At 45.9% G+C, this 23,445-nt stretch carries 18 protein-coding genes; 16 read left to right on the top strand and 2 right to left on the bottom strand.

Annotation, left to right across the window (positions count from 1 at the left end; translation table 11 throughout):
* Nucleotides 1-55: 55 nt before the first annotated feature.
* From glyQ to ACTCCX_RS10330, 8 genes are all read left to right on the top strand, one after another.
* Nucleotides 56-967: a glycine--tRNA ligase subunit alpha gene (gene glyQ, locus ACTCCX_RS10365; RefSeq protein ID WP_463275931.1), complete on the top strand. Its 912-nt coding sequence runs from the start codon at nucleotides 56-58 to the stop codon at nucleotides 965-967.
* A 4-nt stretch (nucleotides 968-971) separates the two neighbouring features.
* Nucleotides 972-3,035: a glycine--tRNA ligase subunit beta gene (gene glyS / locus ACTCCX_RS10360; protein WP_463275923.1), complete on the top strand. Its 2,064-nt coding sequence runs from the start codon at nucleotides 972-974 to the stop codon at nucleotides 3,033-3,035.
* A gap of 291 nt (nucleotides 3,036-3,326) precedes the next feature.
* Nucleotides 3,327-4,634, top strand: coding sequence for a GTPase ObgE (gene obgE / locus ACTCCX_RS10355; RefSeq protein WP_463275922.1), 1,308 nt, complete (start codon nucleotides 3,327-3,329; stop codon nucleotides 4,632-4,634).
* Nucleotides 4,635-4,672: 38 nt separating this feature from the next.
* Nucleotides 4,673-6,532: an acyltransferase family protein gene (locus tag ACTCCX_RS10350; RefSeq protein WP_463275921.1), complete on the top strand. Its 1,860-nt coding sequence runs from the start codon at nucleotides 4,673-4,675 to the stop codon at nucleotides 6,530-6,532.
* A gap of 2 nt (nucleotides 6,533-6,534) precedes the next feature.
* Nucleotides 6,535-7,464, top strand: a complete 930-nt coding sequence (gene rnz / locus ACTCCX_RS10345) for a ribonuclease Z (RefSeq protein WP_463275920.1) — start codon at nucleotides 6,535-6,537, stop codon at nucleotides 7,462-7,464.
* A gap of 122 nt (nucleotides 7,465-7,586) precedes the next feature.
* Nucleotides 7,587-7,997 (top strand): lipopolysaccharide assembly protein LapA domain-containing protein, encoded by a 411-nt coding sequence (locus ACTCCX_RS10340; protein WP_463275919.1) that lies wholly within the window; start codon nucleotides 7,587-7,589, stop codon nucleotides 7,995-7,997.
* A gap of 140 nt (nucleotides 7,998-8,137) precedes the next feature.
* Nucleotides 8,138-10,468 (top strand): single-stranded-DNA-specific exonuclease RecJ, encoded by a 2,331-nt coding sequence (gene recJ, locus ACTCCX_RS10335; protein WP_463275918.1) that lies wholly within the window; start codon nucleotides 8,138-8,140, stop codon nucleotides 10,466-10,468.
* A 16-nt stretch (nucleotides 10,469-10,484) separates the two neighbouring features.
* Nucleotides 10,485-10,997 carry an adenine phosphoribosyltransferase gene (locus tag ACTCCX_RS10330; RefSeq protein ID WP_463275917.1) on the top strand — a complete coding sequence of 171 codons (513 nt, stop codon included), beginning with the start codon at nucleotides 10,485-10,487 and terminating at the stop codon, nucleotides 10,995-10,997.
* 75 nt (nucleotides 10,998-11,072) lie between these two features.
* Here ACTCCX_RS10330 and lexA read toward each other — a convergent pair whose 3' ends face one another.
* Complete coding sequence (lexA, locus tag ACTCCX_RS10325; protein WP_463275916.1) at nucleotides 11,073-11,696, bottom strand: transcriptional repressor LexA; 624 nt, start codon at nucleotides 11,694-11,696, stop codon at nucleotides 11,073-11,075.
* A 241-nt stretch (nucleotides 11,697-11,937) separates the two neighbouring features.
* Here lexA and ACTCCX_RS10320 point away from each other — a divergent pair, with 241 nt between their 5' ends.
* From ACTCCX_RS10320 to ACTCCX_RS10310, 3 genes are all read left to right on the top strand, one after another.
* Complete coding sequence (locus tag ACTCCX_RS10320) at nucleotides 11,938-12,168, top strand: YneF family protein (protein WP_463275915.1); 231 nt, start codon at nucleotides 11,938-11,940, stop codon at nucleotides 12,166-12,168.
* An 86-nt stretch (nucleotides 12,169-12,254) separates the two neighbouring features.
* Nucleotides 12,255-14,009, top strand: coding sequence for an ABC transporter ATP-binding protein (locus ACTCCX_RS10315; RefSeq protein WP_463275914.1), 1,755 nt, complete (start codon nucleotides 12,255-12,257; stop codon nucleotides 14,007-14,009).
* On the top strand, nucleotides 14,006-15,781 hold the full coding sequence (locus ACTCCX_RS10310; RefSeq protein WP_463275913.1) for an ABC transporter ATP-binding protein: 1,776 nt from the start codon (nucleotides 14,006-14,008) through the stop codon (nucleotides 15,779-15,781). The genes ACTCCX_RS10315 and ACTCCX_RS10310 overlap by 4 nt, the downstream gene beginning before the upstream one ends.
* A gap of 73 nt (nucleotides 15,782-15,854) precedes the next feature.
* On the opposite strand, the gene ACTCCX_RS10305 is transcribed toward ACTCCX_RS10310, so the two are convergent.
* Nucleotides 15,855-16,472 (bottom strand): lysophospholipid acyltransferase family protein, encoded by a 618-nt coding sequence (locus ACTCCX_RS10305; protein ID WP_463275912.1) that lies wholly within the window; start codon nucleotides 16,470-16,472, stop codon nucleotides 15,855-15,857.
* A 170-nt stretch (nucleotides 16,473-16,642) separates the two neighbouring features.
* Here ACTCCX_RS10305 and ACTCCX_RS10300 point away from each other — a divergent pair, with 170 nt between their 5' ends.
* From ACTCCX_RS10300 to frr, 5 genes are all read left to right on the top strand, one after another.
* Nucleotides 16,643-19,867, top strand: coding sequence for an SNF2 helicase associated domain-containing protein (locus tag ACTCCX_RS10300; RefSeq protein ID WP_463275911.1), 3,225 nt, complete (start codon nucleotides 16,643-16,645; stop codon nucleotides 19,865-19,867).
* Between the two features lie 201 nt (nucleotides 19,868-20,068).
* A complete protein-coding gene (rpsB, locus tag ACTCCX_RS10295; RefSeq protein WP_463275910.1) occupies nucleotides 20,069-20,854 on the top strand; it encodes a 30S ribosomal protein S2 in 786 nt (261 codons plus the stop codon).
* A 135-nt stretch (nucleotides 20,855-20,989) separates the two neighbouring features.
* Nucleotides 20,990-21,871, top strand: coding sequence for a translation elongation factor Ts (gene tsf, locus ACTCCX_RS10290; protein WP_463275909.1), 882 nt, complete (start codon nucleotides 20,990-20,992; stop codon nucleotides 21,869-21,871).
* An 87-nt stretch (nucleotides 21,872-21,958) separates the two neighbouring features.
* A complete protein-coding gene (pyrH, locus tag ACTCCX_RS10285) occupies nucleotides 21,959-22,681 on the top strand; it encodes a UMP kinase (RefSeq protein WP_463275908.1) in 723 nt (240 codons plus the stop codon).
* A gap of 2 nt (nucleotides 22,682-22,683) precedes the next feature.
* On the top strand, nucleotides 22,684-23,241 hold the full coding sequence (gene frr, locus ACTCCX_RS10280) for a ribosome recycling factor (RefSeq protein WP_463275907.1): 558 nt from the start codon (nucleotides 22,684-22,686) through the stop codon (nucleotides 23,239-23,241).
* The last annotated feature ends 204 nt before the right edge of the window (nucleotides 23,242-23,445 follow it).

The raw sequence follows: 23,445 nt of genomic DNA, 5'->3' as shown, positions 1-23,445 counted from the left end.
GACTTGATGCATAGGGACTTTTTTTATGTATTATTTCAGGTGGAGGAGATATATGATGGAAAACAAATTAACTGTGCAAAAAATGATCCAAGCGCTACAAAATTTTTGGGCGGATCAAGGCTGCCTTTTGATGCAGTCCTATGACACTGAAAAGGGAGCCGGAACAATGAGCCCGTACACATTTTTACGCGCAATCGGCCCGGAACCATGGAATGCTGCATACGTGGAGCCTTCCCGCCGTCCAGCAGATGGACGTTATGGCGAAAATCCGAACCGACTTTACCAACATCACCAATTTCAGGTGGTCATGAAGCCGTCACCAGCAAACATCCAGGAACTTTATCTGGAAAGCCTGAAAGTGTTGGGGATTGATCCAATCGAACACGATATTCGCTTTGTCGAAGACAATTGGGAAAATCCTTCATTGGGTTGCGCCGGTTTGGGTTGGGAAGTCTGGTTGGATGGGATGGAAGTCACCCAGTTCACCTATTTCCAGCAAGTGGGCGGTTTGGAATGCAGCCCCGTCACAAGCGAGATCACCTATGGTCTGGAGCGCTTAGCTTCTTATATCCAGGATGTAAACAGTGTCTATGACCTTGAATGGACCGAGGGCGTGAAATACGGCGAAATTTTTGGTCAACCGGAATACGAACATTCCAAATATTCGTTTGAGGAAAGCAATGTCGATTTGTTGTTCCAACTTTTCGATTCATTTGAAGCGGAAGCGACGAAACAAATCGAGAACGGGCTTGTACATCCGGCTTATGACTATGTCCTGAAGAGCTCACATGCCTTTAACTTATTGGATGCGAGAGGTGTCATTTCGGCTACTGACCGCGCTGGTTACTTAGCGCGCATCCGCAATATGGCGCGCCAATTGGCGAAAGCTTTCGTCCAAAAGAGAAAAGAACTGGGATTCCCTTTGCTTTCGGATGATCAAAAAGAACTTGCATTGAAGGAGGACTAATGTGATGAGTCAAACTGTATTATTAGAAATCGGACTGGAAGAAATGCCTGCGAAATATGTGCGCAGCAGCAGTATCCAATTTAAAGAAAAAATGACCGCTTTTTTGGAAGACAACCGCATAAATTACGATGCGATCGAAATGTATGCGACACCGAGACGTTTGGCGGTCATCGCAAGCGGCGTCAGTGATAAACAAGAGGACCTGGCTGAAGTAGTCAAAGGACCCGCAAAAAAAATCGCTCTGCAGGCTGACGGAAGTTGGTCAAAAGCCGCATTGGGCTTCGTCCGCGGGCAAGGCCTGACTCCTGAAGACATCTTTTTCGATGAGCTGAATGGAGTCGAATATGTTTTCGTCAAGAAGGAAACGAGCGGAAAGGCTTCATCCGAAGTGCTCAAGGAACTGAACGCAGTCGTTGAGTCGTTGACTTTCCCTGTTTCGATGCACTGGGGCAACCATCACTTCAAATACATCCGTCCGATTCACTGGATTGTGGCATTGGCTAATGATGAAATTATTCCATTCCAGGTACTGGATGTCGTTTCTGGCCGAACCACCCGCGGACACCGTTTTCTGGGTGAGGAAGTGACACTCGCGCATGCGGACGAGTACGAGGAGAAGTTGGCAGAGCAACACGTCATCGTCGACCAGGACAAGAGAAAAAATATGATCCGTGCTCAATTCCAGCAGATTGAAGCCGAAAATGGCTGGATCATCCCTAATGATGAAACCTTATTGGAAGAAGTCACTTCATTGGTCGAATACCCGACTGCATTCTTCGGAGAATACGACAGTAAATATTTGACGCTGCCGGCAGATGTATTGATCACATCGATGAAGGACCACCAGCGCTATTTCGAAGTGAAGGACAAATCCGGAAAACTATTGCCGTACTTCATATCCGTGCGCAATGGGAATGGCCTGTTCATCGATAATGTGAAGAAAGGGAACGAGAAAGTCCTGACCGCAAGGCTTGAGGACGGTCTGTTCTTCTTCAACGAAGACCAACGCATCACGATTGCGCAATCGGTCGAAAAATTGAAGAATGTCACATTCCATTCGAAAATCGGTTCCATTCATGATAAGATGAAAAACACAGCGAAAATCGCTGCCCATCTTTCTGATGTGCTTGATTTGGCTGAGGCCGACAAAGCACAATTATTGCGGGCGGCTTCAATCTACAAATTCGATTTGGTGACCAATATGGTTTCCGAATTTACGGAACTACAAGGGATCATGGGTGAAGTCTATGCCTTGCAACAAGGAGAAACCGCCACTGTGGCCGCAGCGATCAGGGAACATTATCTGCCTGTATCCAGTGAAGGCGAATTGCCGGAAACCCAAGTCGGAGCTGTCTTGGCGATGGCTGATAAATTGGACAGCATCATCAGTTTCTTCCTTCAGGGAATGGTTCCGACTGGATCGAACGACCCGTATGCTTTGCGTCGTCAAATGATCGGGGTCATCCAGATCATCGAGAAGTTCCAATGGTCGTTCCCACTGGAAGACTTGTTCTCCAGCTTGTTGACAGATGTCTATGCGGTCGAAGATAAAGAGTCGTTCGAAAAAACGATGAATGAGCTTGCCGTTTTCGCTAGCGGACGGATCCAACAAAAATTGCAAACCTACGGCATCCGATATGATGTTGTTGAAGCTGTACTGCAATCCGCTGAAAAAGATGTCAACACACTCTTCGCTAACGCCAAAGTATTGCAGGCCCACAGTGAAGAGGAATCATTCAAGGCAATCATGGAAGCTCTTGCGCGTGTCGTAAACATTTCCGGAAATCCTGAAGAATCGATTCCGGTCCAGAAAAACCTGCTTGAAACAGCCAGCGAAAAGAATCTGTATGTACAGATCAACCATCTCGACTTGGCACTGTCTCATGGCGATCCGGAAGCGGATTATGCCGCATTGGCCGCGATTGCACCTTACATCGAAGCTTATTTCGATGAAAACATGGTCATGGTCGAGGATATCGCTATCCGCAGCAACCGCTTGAATACGCTGGGCAACCTGACCTTGAGCATTCTGCAGTTTGCCGATGTCAGAAAATTGATCCTTAAATAGTGAAGTGATGGAGGCGGGGCTAACATTGTTTACTCCCGGCTCCATCATTTTGTCTTTTGGCTGGCGACAGTCAGATCAAGACAGCCGATACTGTATTTTCTTTTCGTTTTTTGGTTAATATGGTAAATTAAGAGGGAAGAATGCGCGGTTCGGAATATAGAAACGCAAATTATTTGTTAAAGATAACTATCCAACTTTTTGATCGCGGAAGTGCTTTTGAGAAAGTTGGGTCAATCGAATCATTTTGTTCGGCGTGCAGAGTGCTGAACAGTTTTCCAAGGGGGAAAAAAGATGTCAATGTTTTTAGATCATGCAAAAGTGCATGTAAAAGCCGGTAAAGGCGGCGATGGAATGGTAGCGTTCCGTCGCGAAAAGTATGTTCCCGATGGGGGTCCTGCAGGTGGTGACGGTGGCCGTGGGGGAAGCATCATATTTGAAGTGGATCCAGGTCTGCGCACGTTATTGGATTTCCGTTATAATCGGAATTTCAGAGGTAAGCCGGGCGAAAACGGCATGAGCAAGAGCATGTTCGGCCGCGGCGCAAAAGACACAGTAGTCAAGGTTCCGCCAGGTACGATTGTGCGCAATGCGGAAACAAAAGAACTCATCGCTGATTTGACTGAAGCAGGGCAACAGGCGGTAGTCGCAAAAGGCGGCCGTGGCGGACGCGGGAATAACCGATTTGCTACTGCGAGAAACCCTGCACCCGAAATCGCCGAAAACGGTGAACCTGGGCAAGAACTGGAGTTGGAGCTCGAACTGAAAGTCATCGCGGACGTCGGTTTGGTGGGCTTTCCATCAGTCGGGAAATCGACATTGTTGTCGATCGTGTCTAAAGCGAAACCAAAAATCGCAGCTTATCACTTTACTACCCTAGTGCCCAATTTAGGTATGGTACAAACCCGCAGTGGAGAAGAGTTTGTCATGGCCGATTTACCAGGATTGATCGAAGGCGCATCCCAAGGTGTAGGTTTGGGAATCCAATTTTTACGCCATATCGAGCGCACGCGAGTCATTCTGCATGTTATCGATATGGGCGGCACAGAAGGCAGAGATCCCTTCGATGACTATGAAAAAATCAATAAGGAATTGGAAAGTTACCAATTGCGTTTGCTGGAAAGACCGACAGTCATAGTAGCCAATAAAATGGATGTGGCAGAAGCGGAAGAAAATCTGGCGATTTTCAAACAAAAAATCGCCGAAAAATTCGGTAATGACGAAGCGCCAAGAATTTTTCCGATTTCAGCCTGGTCAACTACCGGCGTAGCCGAAATGTTGGATTACACCGCTGAGGTTCTGAGGGAAACTCCTGAGTTCCCATTATTCGATGAAGAAGAAGTCGAAACATCCGTCGTTTACAAATTCGAAGAAAACCAAGAACAATTCACAATCGGACGCGATCCTGATTCCACATGGGTATTGGGCGGCGAAAGATTAGAAAAATTATTCAACATGACCAATTTTGCTCATGATGAAAGCATCATGCGTTTCGCCCGTCAATTGCGTCAAATGGGTGTGGATGAAAAACTAAGGGCTAAGGGCGCGAAAGATGGGGACATGGTCCGCATCATGACCTATCATTTTGAATTCGTCGATTAAGAAGCATCAACAGTACCAATAAATGGGGGAACATTATCGTGACACTACAGAAACGCTCCGTCCCGTTGGATGGGATGCAGGCGGTTGCGATCATTGCCATCATTTTCTATCATTTGATGCCACATGTTTTGCCGGGCGGCTACTTGGCTGTCAACTTTTTTTTCGTCCTGACCGGTTTTTTCATTACATCGTCTGTGATTGAAGAATACGCTCAAAGGGGGAAATTGGCATACAAACGCTATTTGTCCAAAAGGTTTCATAGGCTGTTCCTCCCGTTGCTCTGGATGTTGATAGTGGTGACCACATACATCACTCTGTTCCAAAGGGACTTGTTGCTGAATTTGCGGCCATGGCTCCTTTCGTCTTTAGGGATGGTCAACAATTGGTGGCAAATTTCCGTTGGCGGTTCATATTTTGAACAATTCTATGTGCAATCACCGTTTATGCATCTCTGGTTCCTTTCTATCGTAAGCCAATTCTATGTTATTTGGCCACTGATTGTATTATTGCTGTTGGCACTATACAAAAATAAACGGATAATCCTCTATGCAGCAATCGGGCTTTCTTTGTTTTCCGCCCTTGCTATGGCGATGCTGTATGTTCCGGGAGAGGACGCTTCACGGGTCTATTATGGAACGGATACGCGCTTGTTTTCTTTCATGATCGGCAGCGCGCTTTCGGTTGTATGGCCGTTGGAGAGGCTGGACGAACCGGTGCCGAAGCATATTGGTCGAAGATTGACGCTCGCGGGCTTGTTGAGCTACGCTGTTATCGGTGCAATGTTCAGTGGTATGCTGGACAGCCAGACATTTACGTATAGAGGCGGGATGTATCTCAATAGCATCATCATTGGAGTTGCTGTTGTTTTGACAGCACATCCGGCCACAACCGTTTCAAGATTGATGCGGTTCAAACCGATTCAGTGGCTCGGACGGCGTAGTTTCCTCCTGTATCTCTGGTACTATCCTGTGATTTCTCTCTATCAGGCAAAAGTAGTCGATACGAGCATTGATCCCGCTCGCCATATTTTGATTCAGCTGGCACTTATATTCAGTCTTTCCGAAATAGGTTATCAGATATTTGAGAAAGGCAGTTTGAACCTACCGTTTACGCTGTCATGGCGACCTTCAGAGGCAATTGCCCGAATCAAAACATTGGGATCCCGGCGCTTAACCGAGCATTTGCGGGAAAAAATCATTGTAATCATCGGTATCTGTTCGCTGCTGATTGCTCTGACGGGATTTGCTCAAGCGCAACCCGGCAAAAATGCTGAAGTGCAACAATTGCGTGAACAGATCGCAGCCAGCCAAACCAAAATGGAAGAAATGAATCGTGACGATTCCATCCGTAGCAGGGCAATCAACAATATCGAAGGGCTTGAACGACAGACCGTTTTGTTCGCGCATGATGCGGATATTACCTTCATAGGAGACTCCGTATTGCTCTCGGTTGCGGATCAACTGGTAACGATTTTCGGTCGGGCGGTTGTGGATGGCGCCGTCAGTAGACAACTTTACCAAACCTCCGCTGTGATTACTGCCTTGGAAAAAAGGGGACAATTGCATGATACGGTTGTGGTCTTCCTGGGTTCCAACGGTACTTTCACTCAGAAGCAGATGGAAACATTCGTCGAGCAAGTCGGGACTTCCCGGAATCTGTTTTTCCTGACGACGAATGTACCGAGAATCTGGAAGGACAGTGTGAACGAGCAGTTGAAGCTTGCCGAAAGCAAGCATTCCAATGTCCATATTTTGGATTGGGATGCTTATAGCAGCGAGCACGACGAGTGGCTTTTGGAGGATCAAGTCCATCCGAATCCTACCGGGGCACAACAATTGGCCCTTTTTGTGGCTGAAGAAATCTATCGAGAATTAAATGATGAAAATGGGAGCAATTGATTATGAAAATCCAATTTTTAGGCACCGGAGCCGGTGTTCCTTCCACCAGCAGAAATCTTTCCAGCATCGCATTGAAACTGTTGGATGAACGCAATGCCATCTGGCTTTTTGACTGCGGGGAAGGGACACAGCAACGTGTGCTCAAAACAACCATACGACCTAGGAAAGTTGAAAAGATCTTCATCACTCATCTGCATGGAGATCATATATTCGGACTGCCGGGATTTTTAAGCAGCAGGGCTTTTCAAGGCGGCAACACTCCCTTGAACATCTATGGCCCTGTCGGAATCAAGGAATTTGTGCTGACCAGTCTGCGCATATCCCAGTCCCACTTGCGTTATCCGATCTTCTTTCATGAAATAGCCGAAGATGGCGTTGTGTTTGAAGATGAACAGTTCCGTGTGAGCTGCGCAAAACTGAATCACGGTATCGTTTCATACGGGTACCGTGTCGAAGAGGCCGACTATCCAGGCGAATTGCAGGCCGAAAAACTGAAAGAGATGGATGTTCCCGCGGGGCCACTTTACGGGAAACTTAAAAACGGAGAGACTGTTGTTTTACCAGACGGGAGAACAATCAACGGGCTCGATTTTATCGGAAAGACGACAAAAGGGCGGATCGTAACGATTCTGGGGGATACAAGAAGAACGAAAAATACGGTCATCTTAGCCAGAAATGCCGATGTGTTGGTTCATGAGAGCACCTTCGGGAAAGAAGACCAAGCCATCGCGTCGGATTATTTCCATTCTACTTGCATCGATGCGGCCAATGTAGCCAAAGAAGCAAAAGTCAACCAGCTTTATTTGACCCACATCAGTGCCCGTTACCTGAATGGCAATGCACAGCAGTTGCAGCGGGATGCCCGCAAAGTCTTTCCAAATACAAAACTCGTCAATGATTATGATGAATTCGAAATAGCATTGAGAAAATGATTGCCGGATGCTGGTCACCAAAAAATGATCACCGTGGCTCTCAAGTGGTGCAAGTTGACTATGCATCGGCAAAAAGATGATAATGAGAGTGTAAAAACATCAAAATGAGTGGGGCGATTATAGTGAAAAATCAATGGAGATTAGTAGCGGGTATTATTTTGATCATCATCATTGTGCTGTTTGCCGTTTTCAATGTCGATTCTGTGCCGGTCAATTTTGGATTTGCGGTTGTGGATGGACCTTTGATCATTGTCATCCTGGTTTCACTCCTGATGGGAGCGCTCATCACGCTACTGGTTGCGACAGGAAGTGCGACAAAGAAAAACAAAGAATTCAAACAGATGCGCGCTGAAATCGATGCAAAAGGGAAAGAAATCCAAAAAGCAGTTGACGAGACAAAAGCCGGTTACGAACAGCAACTTGCCGATCTGCGGGCGCAAATGACCCAAAAAGAAAGCAAAATCACTTCGCTTGAAGAAGAGTTGGTCAAAAGGTTTACGGCTGGCACTCCGGATCAGCCCAGTAAAGTTTGATAGCAACAGAGCTGGAAATCCCTTCGATGACCACTTCAAGTCACAAAGAAAAGACTAGAACGATTTCAGCTTCTAGTCTTTTTTGGATTATTGGGGACCACAGTGCGTTTATTTAGTCTATAAAGTAAGGAGTCGGTAATTTGTTATCGTCAAAAATGAATTGGAAAATACGCAAATCAGAAATTGAGGGCTCTGTCAGCATGGGAATCAGCCAGGCTTCAGGCTTATCGGAAAAATTCGTTACACTCTGCATGCAGAGAGGCTTGGGAACAAAAGAACAGATCACAGCTTTCATCGATGGGACCAAAATGGAATTCCACGATCCGTATCTGTTGCACGACATGGATAAAGCAGTCCAGCGCTTGACTGAAGCCATTGAAACGGGAGAAGAAATCGTCGTTTATGGGGATTATGACGCGGACGGCATCACAAGCACAAGCATTCTAGTGGAAACGATTGAAGTGTTGGGCGGCAATGTCGGCTATTATCTGCCGAATCGCTTTACGGATGGATATGGGCCAAATGCTGCCGCATTCAAAAAATTGATTGAAAACGGTGCGCAACTGATTTTGACGTGCGACAACGGGGTTTCCGGCCATGAGCCGATAGCGATGGCCAAAAAAATGGGGATTGACGTCATCGTTTCCGACCATCACGAATTGCCGGATGTCTTGCCGGATGCGTATGCCATAATCCACCCGAAACATCCTGCTGGCACGTATCCTTTCCCGGATCTATCCGGAGCTGGCGTCGCGCTGAAAATTGCGGCAGCTCTACTAGGGGAAATGCCATACGAATCCCTTGATCTGGCAGCAATCGGGACTGTTGCGGACCTTGTGAGTCTGACAGGCGAGAATCGATGGATCGTGAAACAGGGGCTGCAAGTCATGAAACAAACGCATCGGCTCGGCTTGGCTGCTTTGATGGAAGCCGCAGGGATAGATGCAGCCCATTTGGACGAAGAGAGCATCGGATTCATCATCGGGCCACGTTTGAACGCGGTCGGTCGATTGGAAGATGCGGGCCCAGGCGCTGAACTGATGCTGTCTTTCGATGAGGACAAAATTGCTGAACTCGTTGCCTACATACAGGAAAAGAATGTCGAGAGACAAGGGATTGTACAGTCCATCCATGAAGAGGCGAGTGCCCAACTGGCGAAAGCCGAAAGCATGCCGGATGTTGTTGTGTTGGGCAGCAAGAACTGGCACGAGGGCGTTCTTGGGATTGTGGCAAGCAAGCTGGTAGAGGAATTCGGGCGCCCTACAATCTTATTCCGCATCGACGAAAAAACCGGCATCGCGAAAGGTTCGGCCAGGAGCATTGAGGCTTTGGATATCTATGCTGCCTTGACCGATTCAAAGGATTTGCTGACGAAATTCGGAGGGCACAAAATGGCAGCCGGCATGAGTCTTTCCGCCACCGATTTGCCCGCTTTCGATGAAAAAATAAACGGCTACGCGGCTCGTTATCATGATGCAATCGTGTTAGGTGAATCCATTTATATAGACGCCATCCTGCCGCTTGCTGATGTCACTTTGCCGTTTTTGAAGGAATTGGAATTGCTTAAACCTTATGGTACTGATAATCCAAAGCCTATATTCGGCTTCCAGAATGTACCCTTGACGGACATCAGACAGATAGGTGCCGACAACAAGCATCTGAAATTCAAGCTCAAGGACAAGAACCTCTTTCTGGATGTGATCGGCTTCAACAAGGGGAGCATCAGCAATCACTTGAACGAAGCGGATGTCGTTTCCCTCATCGGCGAACTTTCGATTAATGTTTGGAGGGACAGCGCGAAACCCCAATTGCAGCTGAAGGATATCAAAAACAAGCATGTCCAGTTTTTCGACAAAAGGAGTTCAGTCATCCAGGAGTCCGTATTGGCCGTGGAAGATGCTTTGTATCTCTTTTCGACTTCCGGAATCATGAAAAAATTTTATGAGCGCATCCCAAACAGTTCAAACGCTGCCTTGCTCACCGACAGTACAGCGGACGCCATGCAGGATGTCAGCGCCAGCAACCTTGTGCTCTTCGAATGTCCGTTGAAGATGGACCTGTTGGCGAATCTACTGAAGAACAATCAATTCGAAAACGTGTATGTCGTTTCTCATGAATCGAATAGTGTTTACGCAGATGGGGTCCCTCCTAAAGACCAGTTTGCAAGATTTTATCAGTATATCCGTTCCCATAAGGATATCGATGTGAGAAACCGGTTAGATGCCTTGGCAGAATACTTAAAAATCAAAAAAAATATTGCCATTTTTATGATTCAAGTGTTTTTGGAGGCGGGATTTGTTACAATAGACAATGGTTTCATCAATGAGGTCAAGAATCCTGTCAAAAGGGCATTGGATGATACGCAAGTATTCAAAGATCGCCTGCAGAAAATGGAAGCTGAGAAACTATTCATCTACAGTCCGTTTTCGCAATTGACGAAATGGTTGAATGAACAGATGCTGGTACAATAATTAGGAGGAACATAAAATGGATTTGAAACAATATATTGCTGACGTAAAAGATTTTCCGGAGCAAGGCATCATATTCCGCGATATTTCGCCTTTGATGGCAAACGGCGAAGCCTACCGCTATGCAATCAAAGAAATCGTGAAATATGCCCAAGACCTCAATGTCGATAAAGTAGTCGGACCCGAAGCACGAGGCTTTATGGTTGGTTGCCCGGTCGCTGTAGAATTAGGCTGCGGCTTCGCAATGGCCCGCAAAAAAGGCAAGTTGCCACGAGAAACGGTTGAAGTTTCTTACGGATTGGAATACGGAAAAGCGACGCTGCAATTGCATCAAGATGCCATTCTGCCTGGCGACAAAGTGCTGGTTTGTGATGATTTGTTGGCTACCGGCGGTACTACAGCCGCGACCATTGAATTGGTTGAAAAATTAGGCGGAGAAGTCGTCGGTTTGGCATTCCTGATCGAGTTGTTGGATCTGAAGGGTCGAGACCTGATCCAAGGGTATGACATCTTCACGCTGATGGAATACTAAAAAAACAGCATAAGAATGGACACGCAAAAAGGCTGCCGATCGGCAGCCTTTTTGTGTCAGTCGGAGAACTGTTCTTTAAATGATGTGATTCCTGTACAAACCGACTACTTTCCCCAAAATGAGGACAGAATCCAGGATTATCGGCTCCATGCTTGCATTCTCTGGTTGCAGCCGATAATAGTTGTTCTCTTTATAGAATCGTTTGCAGGTCGCTTCATCGTCGTCCGTCATGGCTATGACGATATCGCCGTTTTCAGCCGTGGCTTGTTTTCTGATGATGACTGAATCGCCATCGAATATACCGGCATCAATCATGCTATCTCCGCGGATTTTCAGCATGAACAAAGAACCGGAATTGGATTTCAGATCCGGGGGAACAGGGAAATAATCAGTCGCCTCTTCCACGGCAAGTATGGGCGCACCGGCTGTGACGGTACCCAACAACGGCATTTTATCCGACATGATCCCCAACTTGTCCAGACCCGCTTGAGTCAGTTCAATCGCACGGGGTTTTGTTGGGTCGCGCTGAATAAAGCCATTTTTTTCAAGACGCGACAGATGGCCATGCACCGTGGATGTGGAGGATAATTTTACCGCATTTCCGATTTCTCTTACGGTCGGGGGATAGCCTTTTTCTTGGACTTCTTCATAAATGTATTGGAGCACTTCAATTTGGCGTGAATCTTTATTTTTAACCATGAGATCATCATCTCCGTAATCTTATATTTATACGTTTAGGATACCACTAATCATCCGAAATATCAAACAGATGTTCGTATATTCTCGGGATGAAGCAAGAATTTGCACAGATTTGTCCCAAAACCGGATATGGTTGAAGCGTTCTCGAAAAATTGCTAAATTTATCGGTGATTGCTATTTCTTTTTCTCATAATCTTTAGTACAATTAATGAATGAATGCTTTGGAAAGGGGGATGAATACGTGTCAACAACAGCATGGGTAATGATGGTCATTTTAGGAATAGTAGCAGGCGCGGTTGGCGGATTTTTCCTTGCAAGACGTTATATGGTAAAATATTTTGAAGAAAATCCACCGATCAATGAAGAAATGTTGCGTTCTATGATGATGCAGATGGGTCAAAAACCATCCGAGAGAAAAGTTAAACAAATCATGGCTTCTATGAAAGCACAATCAACAAAGAAAAAGAAGTAGATTAATGAAATAATATACAAAATGTGGATCTCTACGGTTCCACATTTTTATTTTGTCTTTATACAAGTAAGAAGGGGGTAATATACGTGAGTATTTTCAAAAAATTAAGTTGGTTTTTCCGCCAGGAATGGAAAGCCTATTTTGTTGGCGTCTTTTTCCTGATCATTGTCGCAATCCTGCAAGTCGTGTCGCCGCGCGTTGTTGGAATCATCATCGATGAAATTGCGTTGGGAACCTTAACCATGGCGTCTTTGTGGAAGTGGTCGGCGATCATCTTGATTGCGGGCGTCCTGCAGTACCTCTTCCGTTATATATGGCGGATGAAGATTTGGGGAACCTCGGCAGAATTGGAAAAAATACTTCGTTCACGATTGTTCAAGCATTTCACAGAAATGGATGCGGTCTTCTTCCAAAAGTACCGGACCGGTGATCTGATGGCGCATGCGACGAATGACTTGAATGCGATCCGCATGGTCGCTGGTGCAGGCATATTGACACTGGCGGATTCGATTTCTTCAGGCGGAATCACGCTCTTCACGATGTTTTTCTTGATCGACTGGCGTCTGACGCTTATCGCCATGATCCCGTTGCCGGCTTTGACGTTGGTGTCGAGAATCCTCGGACAAAAGATGCACAAACGTTTCCGTAAGGCGCAAGCGGCTTTCTCGAACCTGAATGACAAAACGCAAGAGAGCGTATCCGGCGTCAAAGTAATCAAAACTTTCGGCGAAGAAGAAGAGGACATCCATGATTTCGAAGCGATGACGAAGGATGTCGTCGCGAAAAATAAGGCTGTCTACAAGGTCGATGCTTTATTCGATCCTGCAATCCAACTTATCCTGGGACTTTCTTTTGCGTTGACGATCATCTTTGGTGGACGATTTGTAGTGGAAGGCAGCATCAGCATCGGTCAATTGGTCTCGTTCATCAGTTATATCGGAATGATGGCATGGCCGATGTTAGCGGTTGGCAGATTATTCAATGTGTTGGAACGGGGAAGTGCAAGTTACAGCAGGATCGATGAGCTTCTGAAGGAGAAATCGACGATCCAGGAGCAAAAGAATGCCGTCCGGACTCCGGTTACAGGCGATCTGGATTTTCAGGTATCTTCTTTCAGTTACCCGAACAGCGAAGAAATCAGCCTGCAGGATGTCGGCTTCCATTTGGAAAAGGGCCAGACGTTGGGTATCGTAGGCAGAACCGGAGCAGGAAAAAGTACGATTTTTCGTTTGTTGTTGCGTGAGTATGATCAATATGCAGGCAGCATCAATTACAACGGGATTGATATCCGTGACTATTCATTGGACGCGTTATTGAGCGGAATCGGCTACGTTCCCCAAGACAACTTCTTGTTCTCTTCAGACGTCAGGGAAAATATCCGTTTTGCCGACCCATCCATCAGCCAGCAAAAAGTTGAAGAGGCTGCGCGATTGACTGCCATTCATCAGGATATTCTGGGCTTTCCCGGTGGCTATGATACGTTGGTCGGGGAAAGGGGCGTTTCCTTATCTGGTGGCCAAAAACAGCGGATAGCGATTGCGCGGGCTTTGGTGACTGAACCGGAGCTGCTCATCCTGGATGATTCCTTATCCGCGGTGGATGCGAAGACAGAAGAAGCGATCTTGACGGGCCTTAAGGAAAAGCGAGCGAATCAGACAACAATCATCGCAGCCCATCGGATCAGCAGCGTAATGCATGCGAATGAGATTATTGTCCTGGATGAAGGGCGCATTGTCGAACGCGGAACCCATCATGAGTTGATGGAAGAGAATGGATGGTACCGCAGGATGTACGAAAAACAACAACTCGAAACCAAATTAGAAGGGAAGGATGAAGCATGAGTGGATCAGCATGGTCTAAGACAATCCCATTAAAAGAGCAACTTCGGGTAACGAAAAGAATTTTCCGATTTGCCCATCCTTTCCGCTATCAATTTTTGACCGCATTGCTTTTCAGTATCGCATTATCACTAGTGAATGTGGTGGCCCCGCGCATCATCCAAATTTATATGGATGATTATCTGGCTGCGGGCAATGTCACGACCAACATCAGCGTATTTTTCGCGATGGCCTATCTGGGCTCCATCTTGTTGAAGATGTTGGTTACGTATCTGCAACGTTACATATTCAGTATGGCCTCGGAACAAACCGTTGAGAATATCCGCAATGCCGTTTTCCGTAAGATCAACCAATTGGGGATGCGTTACTATGATACGACGCCAGCCGGTTCGATCGTTTCGCGGGTAACCAATGATACAGAAACCATCAAGGAATTCTGGAATGTGTTTTTGGCGTTGGCAGAAGGGATCTTCAGCATCGTCACTGTTTTCATCGCCATGTGGACTTTGGACAGGCAGATTTCCCTGCTTTTCATCGTTTTTGTGCCGATAATGGCCGGTCTGATTTGGTATTATCAAAAATACAGCACGCGCGTTTACCGAACGATGCGCGAAAGGCTGAGCCAACTGAACACGAAATTGAATGAATCGATTTCCGGTATGGCGATCATCCAACAGTTCCGGCAAGAAAAACGGCTGCGCTCGGAATTTGATGCGATCAACGACGACTACAGCAAAGGCCGGGTGGCGATGGTCCAGATGAACGCACTGATGCTGATGCCAGTCGTCAATCTGTTGCAGGCCATCGCGCTGGCGATTGTTCTTTGGTTGTTTGGTTATCAGACACTGAACGGTGTCGTGGAGCTGGGGGTCATCTATGCTTTCACGACCTACATCCAAAACTTTTTCCGTCCGATGGGGATGATGATGGATAACCTCAGCGCCCTTCAGGACGGCATCGTCTCCAGTTCGCGGGTATTGAGTGTGCTGGATAACGCCGAATTGGCACCGATCCAACCTGAAGATTCGAATTTGGAAATCAGCCAAGGTAGAATCGAGTTCAAAAATGTTTCCTTCTCTTATGACGGGAAGCAGGATGTGCTCAAAGACATCAGCTTCACAGCCAATCCAGGCGAGACAGTTGCCTTGGTCGGACACACGGGCAGCGGCAAAAGCTCCATCATCAATGTGCTGCTGCGTTTTTACGAGTTTGAGAAAGGCGATATTTTGATCGACGGGAAATCAATCAAGACTTATCCGATAGATGAAATCCGCTCGAAAATAGGCTTGGTACTGCAGGATTCCTTCCTTTTCTACGGCGATATCTCCCGCAATATTCGTTTGATGAACAAAGACTACACCGATCGGGACATCGAGGGTGCGGCAGCGTTTGTGCATGCTGATTCCTTCATCGAGTCGCTTCCGGGAGGCTATCATGCAAAGGTGATCGAACGTGGGGCCAGCTATTCTAGCGGAGAAAGACAACTGATTTCCTTTGCCCGGACGATATTGCGAGATCCGAAAGTGCTTATTCTTGACGAGGCGACAGCGAATATCGACACCGAGACTGAGCTCCTGATCCAAGAAAGCATGCGCAAGATGCGGGAAGGCAGAACGACGATTGCAATCGCACACCGTTTGTCCACTATTCGCGATGCCCATCTGATCCTTGTCCTGGACAAAGGACGCGTCATCGAAAGGGGTACACATGAAGAACTGATCGCCAAACGGGGAACCTATTATGACATGTACATGCTCCAGTCGATGAACGATTGATTAGCCGGAACAAAAACAAGCAAAAAAGACAGCACCGGGTAAATTCCGGTGTTGTCTTTTTTGCTTGTACAAATCATTTTGCTACGTATACGAAATTCGGATCGATTTCTTCATCTAACTGGCGGAAGGTGGTTGCGAGTAATTCGTCATAGGCAGCCAACTCTTCTCTGGAAATCCGCTTTTCCTTTGGCAGATAGATAGGCTTGCCGAAGCGAACAGTCGCCTTTTTGCGTTTCAGGAGTTCCTTGAATGTGAGTGGACCCTGATAGACAACTGGAAGAATCGGGACATTGGCCAACTTGGCTATTGAAGAGGTTCCGCCTTTGATTTCAGAGGAATGTCTCGATCCGGTCGGGAAAATCAGCAGATTGTTTTTGCCTTCTTTCAGAATCGAAACGGGTTGCTTCAGAGCACTGGGGCCCGGGTTCTCGCGATTGACAGGGAATGCGTTCATGTGAGTGAGCACCCAAGTCACGACTTTCCCCTTGAAGAGTTCTTGCTTCGCCATCGATGAAAATACAAGCGGATATACACCAAAGGAAATGAAAACCGGATCCAACAGGCTTCTATGGGGTGCTGCAAGGATGAAAACTGTGTCTTTCGGAATATACTCTTTGTTTTGGATCTCGGTCTTGCCGTTTAGGATACGGACCAGAAATCTCACGATGATAACAACTGTTTTAAAAAACATGACAGGGCTCCTTTTGCTTAAGCATTATGATAATCAGTATGGGATAGATTGTCGGATATTTCAAGTTAAATATTCCTTTTCAGCCGTCATCAAAGGGGAAGAAGCTATATTTTTTGATGAAATTGCAGTACAATAAAGGATGGACAGCAAGAAGCAGAGGAAGTGATAGCGTGAAATGGAGTATGCCCGACAAGTTGATACAAGAGGGACGCGAATATGTGAATGAGGATCGCGTGCTATCCGTGCAGCCGGATTTCCACAGCCAGGTTTGGCATTGTGAAGTGCTCGGCAGTAAAATGTACCATGTCACCTTAGATGGGACAGCCAGGGAACAGGATGTATGTCAATGCAAATACTGGAAAAATCATCAGTATTGCAAACATACGATTGCTGTCGAATTGTATCTGAAAGAAAAATGCGGCACCCGTATTCTGACGGAGAGCAGCGCGGAGCAGTTCCAGGTGGATGCGGAAACTGCCGGTCAAGAATTTGTGAATGACTTGACGCAGATTTTCTTTCAGGAAAACAAGGGCGCCCAGAGCCTGAGCCCCCAAGCAGATTTTGAGGTACAGTATACGTTGCAGGTTTTGCGCATGAAGCCAAACAATCTGATGCAGAACACCGGTGAGTATGTTTTGGCCCTGTCCTTGCGAGCAGGAGTTGATAAACCTTACATGGTCACCAATATCGAACAATTTACGGAACAATTCATCAAACAGGAAAAATGGGAATATCGCCTCGGTGATGCGATCGATTTCGGGACCGTCAAGATAGAGGAAGCGGACCAACACATCATTTACCGGTTGCATAAATTACTGGAAGAACAACCTGCTGCGTTGAATAAGCAGTTGTTGAATGTCACAGCCAGAAAATTGGATTCCTATCTGATCCTTCCGCCGAGTGCAGCGCACGCGATCTTGGCCGATCTGATCCAAACCGGCCGGGTCGAATGGATCTCCGGCGATCAGACGTACCCGGATGTGCAAATCAGTCCCGATAAACCGGGCTATCAATTTCTGCTCGGAAAGAAAGGCAAAGGAATAGAGCTTCGCATCGAGCGGGGAAATATCATTCAGCTGTTGGATTACGACTGGTTGATAGAAGGCAACAAAGTCTATCCGCTCAGTGTAAAGCAACACAAATTGTTAGGGTATCTCGCATTCTTTGAAAAACGTTTCGAGGATGCAACTGTAATCGGGATCGAAGAACCCGATGTATCGGATTTGCTGACCTATGTCATCCCGTTGTTGAAACAGATCGGATCGGTGCATTTCAGCCAGGAACTGGAGAGTAACATCATCGATGAGCCATTGACTGTCTCCATCCATTTCCACGGTCCGGCTAAGCGTATAAAAGGCGAAATTTTCTTCAAATACGGGGAAACGGTCTTCCAGCAGAATCGGGGTTCCAAAGCTGAGTCTCAATTCCTGATCAGGGACACAATAGGCGAAGAGCGGATTCTGCAAGTATTGGAAAATTTGGATTTCAACATCATCGAAAACCAAATATCCTTCCTGGCCACGAAAGATGTCGATCTATTCAGCTTTCTCTACAGAAAAATCCCAACTTTGCGCCGCTATGCGGAGATCGTATTGAGTCCGGATCTGCAGAAACTTATCGTAGAGAACACAGAGGTTTCAACTTCAGTTCAACGCAGAACCAGGGATTCTTTTTTGGATATCCGTTTTGATGTCGCTGGCATTTCGGAAAATGAAATAGACAGATTATTGAACAGCCTCAAAAAAAATGAGGCCTATTACAAGACAGAAGACGGCCGGATCCTGTCATTGGAGACGGAAACAATGAGAGAGATGAATCGTTTCCTCTCATTGATCAAAGATGAATCCCAACTCCACGACGGGACGCTCTCCATGCCGATGATCAAAAGCATGACGCTTGAAAAAGAAATCAATGATCTGAATCCTGAGGTCAGCAGCCAAGATTTCCTCAATGAACTTTACCATTTCATCAAGCACCCGAACGAGTTTCCGGCTGAGCTTCCGAAAACGTTGCAAGCGGACTTACGACCGTATCAAGTGACTGGCTTCAAATGGCTGAAATTCCTTGCCAACTATGGGTTAGGCGGTATTTTGGCAGATGAAATGGGACTCGGAAAAACGCTGCAGCTGATCACTTTCTTGCTCAGCGAAGTGGAAGAAGGTAAAAACGAAAGCAAACCCGCTTTGGTGATTGCGCCGGCTTCATTGATATACAATTGGAAATACGAATTCCAAAAATTTGCGCCCTTGCTTGAAATCAGCGTCATCAGCGGTGTGAAAAAAGAGAGGGAAGAGCAGCTGTCCCGGCTGCCGGAGAACGGCATAGCGATAACTTCCTATCAAAGTTTCCGTCAGGATATCGAATCCTATCAAAAATGTGATTTCTATGCGATGGTTCTGGACGAATCCCAGTACGTCAACAACTATAATACGAAGACGTTCCGAGCCATAGCGAAGATGGAAGCCCGCGTCAATATCGCATTGAGCGGCACGCCGATCGAGAACAGCGTGACGGAATTTTGGGCGATTTTCCAATTGATTTTGCCTGGATTGTTCCCGAAACTGCAGGAATTCAAAAAAATGACACTCGAAGACATTTCGAAAACAGCCAAACCCTTCATGTTGCGCAGGCTGAAGGCGGACGTGTTGGGCGATCTTCCTGAAAAATCGGAAGCGGATATATACAGTAGCCTGAACCGTGACCAGAAAATCATGTATTTGGCTTATCTGCAGCAACTGCAGGAAAAAGTTTCCGATTATGACAGTGAAGATTTCCAACGGAACCGCATGGAAATCTTAGCCGGGCTGACCCGTTTGCGTCAAATTTGCTGCGATCCCCGCTTAGTCGATGCAACCTACGAGGGCGGATCGGGCAAATTGGAGCAATTGGTCGAGATATTGAAGAATGCCCAAGAAAACAACCAGCACGTTTTGGTTTTTTCCCAGTTCACGTCCATGCTGAAACTGATCGAAGCAGAATTGGCCAAGGAAAATCTGACTCATCTGTATCTCAGCGGAAAAACGCCTCCCGCAGAAAGGATTACGCTGGTTAACCAATTCAACGAAGGCCAGACGGATGTCTTCTTGATTTCCCTGAAGGCGGGAGGGACCGGGTTGAATCTGACCGGGGCGGATACTGTGATCCTTTTCGATCTTTGGTGGAACCCGGCTGTCGAAGAGCAAGCTGCAGGGCGAGCGCATCGTATCGGCCAAAAGAAAAACGTGCAAGTGTATCGCTTTATCGCGGAGGGGACCATTGAAGAGAAAATCAATCAACTGCAGCAAGACAAAAAAATGTTATTTGATCAATTGATCGTATCGGAAGGGGAAGAAGCGCTGAACAGACAAAGGCTGACGAACGATGATATCAAGCAGATTTTGGGGATCCAATCCTGAAATATCCGGTGAGGATGCTGCCATCAGCCATTTTCAGAAAAAACACTTGCTTCTTTCAGCATAATTCGATATAATTATCAACGGTGCAAAACCACATTTCACACCTTGATCGATACGGTGGACGTTGCTTATCGGAAGATGAGTTTCTGCTGTAGAAGAAATCAGGGGAGGAAAATAAAAACAAACTTGGAGGAAATAAACATGGCAGTAATTTCAATGAAACAATTATTGGAAGCAGGCGTACACTTCGGTCACCAGACTCGTCGTTGGAACCCAAAAATGAAAAGATACATCTTTACAGAAAGAAACGGTATCTACATCATTGACTTGCAAAAAACCGTTAAATTAGTCGACGAAGCATACAAATACATGCTTAATGTTGCAGAAGAAGGCGGCGTAGCTTTATTCGTAGGTACTAAAAAGCAAGCGCAAGATTCAATCAAAGATGAAGCGATCCGTTCAGGTCAGTTCTTCGTCAATCACCGTTGGTTAGGTGGAACTTTGACTAACTGGGATACTATCCAAAAACGTATCAAACGTTTGAAATCAATCGAAGCTATGGCTGAAGATGGCACTTTCGAACTACTTCCTAAAAAAGAAGTTTCAATCTTGAAAAAAGAACAAGAACGTTTGGAAAAATTCTTGGGCGGTATCAAAGATATGCCTAGAATCCCGGATGTAATGTTCATCGTTGACCCAAGAAAAGAAAGAATCGCTGTTCAAGAAGCTCACAAACTGAACATTCCTATCGTCGCTATGGTTGACACTAACTGTGATCCAGATGAAATCGACGTAGTGATCCCTTCAAATGATGATGCTATCCGTGCAGTTAAATTGATCACTGCTAAAATGGCTGATGCTTTCATCGAAGGCAACCAAGGAAATGATCAAGCTGAAATTTCTGTTGAAGAAACTTTTGCAGCTGAAGCTGATGAAGCAACTTCATTAGAAGAAATCGTTGAAGTTGTTGAAGGCGACAACGAATAAAATTTCCTATTTAGTTTGAAGCAACAAGCTGTCTCAGAAAAGAAGAAAGATATAGCCAATTAGGTAGCCGACATCTTTTCTATCTCTTTGGGACAGTTTTTTTTATGAAAAAGAATATTCAGGAGGAATCATAGAATGGCACAAGTAACAGCAAAAATGGTTAAAGAATTGCGCGACATGACAGGCGTAGGCATGATGGATGCTAAAAGAGCTCTAGTAGAAGTCGATGGTGACATGGACAAAGCGGTTGACTACCTAAGAGAAAATGGTATGGCAAAAGCAGCTAAAAAAGCTGACCGTATCGCTGCTGAAGGACTTGCAAACGTATATGTCGACGGAAATACAGCTGTTATCGCTGAAATCAATGCAGAAACTGACTTTGTTGCGAAAAACGACAAATTCCAAAACTTAGTGGCTGATATCACAGCAATCATCGCTAAAAACAAACCAGAAACTTTGGAAGCTGCTTTAGCAATCGAAACTGCTGAGGGTACATTAAACGATGTTATCCTGAACGCTACTACTGTAATCGGCGAAAAAATTACTTTGCGTCGCTTCACTATCGTTGAAAAGACAGATGCAGATGCTTTCGGAGCATACCTGCACCAAGGTGGACGTATTGCTGTATTGACAGTATTGGAAGGTTCCTCTGATGCGGATGCTGCTAAGGATATCTCTATGCATATCGCTGCAATCAATCCTAAATATGTTTCACGCGACGAAGTTTCTGCAGAAGAACTTGAGCATGAAAAGAAAGTTCTGACTGAACAAGCATTGAACGAAGGCAAACCAGCCAACATCGTTGAAAAAATGATCGTAGGCCGTTTGAACAAATTCTTGAGCGAAATTTCATTGAACGATCAACCTTTCGTTAAAGATCCAGATCAAACTGTTTCACAATACGCTGCTTCAAAAGGCGGAGTTGTTAAATCATTCGTTCGCTACGCTGTAGGCGAAGGTATCGAAAAACGCTCTGTGGACTTTGCAGAAGAAGTTATGAGCCAAGTCAAAAAATAATGAAAATTGCCCCTTAATTGGGGCTTTTTTATCATAGTCATAAGCCTGATTGATCAGGGGTCAGCCAATTACGGAGGGAAATATAGAATGAGTGAACCAAAATACAAACGCGTTGTTTTAAAACTAAGTGGTGAAGCTTTAGCGGGCAACACTGGTTTCGGAATCAACCCGCCAACGATAGAAGAAATCGTTAAAGAAATCAAAGAAGTCCATGACTTGGGCGTAGAAATAGCTATCGTTGTGGGCGGCGGCAATATCTGGCGCGGCACTACCGGCGCTGAAATGGGTATGGAGAGAGCGCAAGCCGACTATATGGGGATGCTTGCGACTGTCATGAATTCTCTGGCTCTTCAGGATGCTTTGGAGAATGAAGGAGTTCCTACCCGTGTGCAGACTTCCATCGAAATGAGACAAATTGCCGAACCTTACATCCGCAGAAGAGCTGTCCGTCACCTTGAAAAAGGACGCGTTGTGATCTTTGCTGCCGGCACCGGCAATCCTTACTTCTCTACTGACACGACAGCAGCCCTTCGTGCCGCTGAAATCAATGCTGACGTTATTTTGATGGCTAAGAACAATGTTGATGGGGTCTATTCATCCGATCCGATGAAGGACCTGAATGCAATTAAATTCTCTGAGTTGACTCATTTGGATGTTATCTCCAAAGGACTGCAAGTGATGGATACTACAGCAAGCTCACTAAGCATGGATAACGACATCCCGCTGGTTGTGTTTAACTTAAACAGACAAGGGAATATTCGCCGTGTTATAATGGGAGAAGATATCGGAACTACTGTTAGGGGGAAATAATCATGGTTAAAGCAATCCTGGATAATGCGCTCGAAAGAATGAAAAAAACGGAAGCTGCTCTGATCCGCGAACTTGGATCGATTCGGGCTGGCCGCGCCAATTCGAGTTTATTGGACCGTATTGAAGTGGAATACTACGGAGCGAGTACGCCAGTGAATCAGTTGGCTTCCATTACGATTCCAGAAGGACGCATGTTGTTGATAACACCTTACGATAAATCCAGTATCGGTGATATCGAACGCGCAATTTACCAAAGCGACTTGGGTATCAACCCAGCAAATGACGGAAATGTCATCCGCTTGGTGATTCCGCCATTGACTTCAGAACGACGCAAGGAGTTGGCAAAAACCGTCGGCAAAGAAAATGAAGCGGCCAAGATCTCTATCCGCAATATTCGCCGCGATGCCATCGAAGCATTGAAGAAAGCAGAAAAGAACAAAGAAATCACAGAAGATGAGTTGCGTACTTACGAAAAGAAAGTGCAAGAATTCACCGACAAATCTTCCAAAGAAATCGACAAAATAACAGCGGACAAAGAAAAAGAAATTTTAGAAGTATAAAAATTTCTTCCGTTGGAAAGGGGTGGCTGTCTCATCGGGAGACAGCCATTCTTTTTTGTATAGCAGGAAAGTATAAAATTTTTCGAATTGAAAAGTGCTTCACCGTAGGTGTTTCACAGGTTTCCAAAATGTTTCATGCCATCAAATTTGATGGCCAGCTTCACGGGTAAGCCCTTCGGAAATTAGATAAATCTGTCCTATTGC

The organism is Trichococcus sp. (assembly GCF_055118575.1).
The sequence above is the reverse complement of the archived record's forward strand: the minus strand, read 5'-3'. Positions and strand labels throughout refer to the sequence as shown.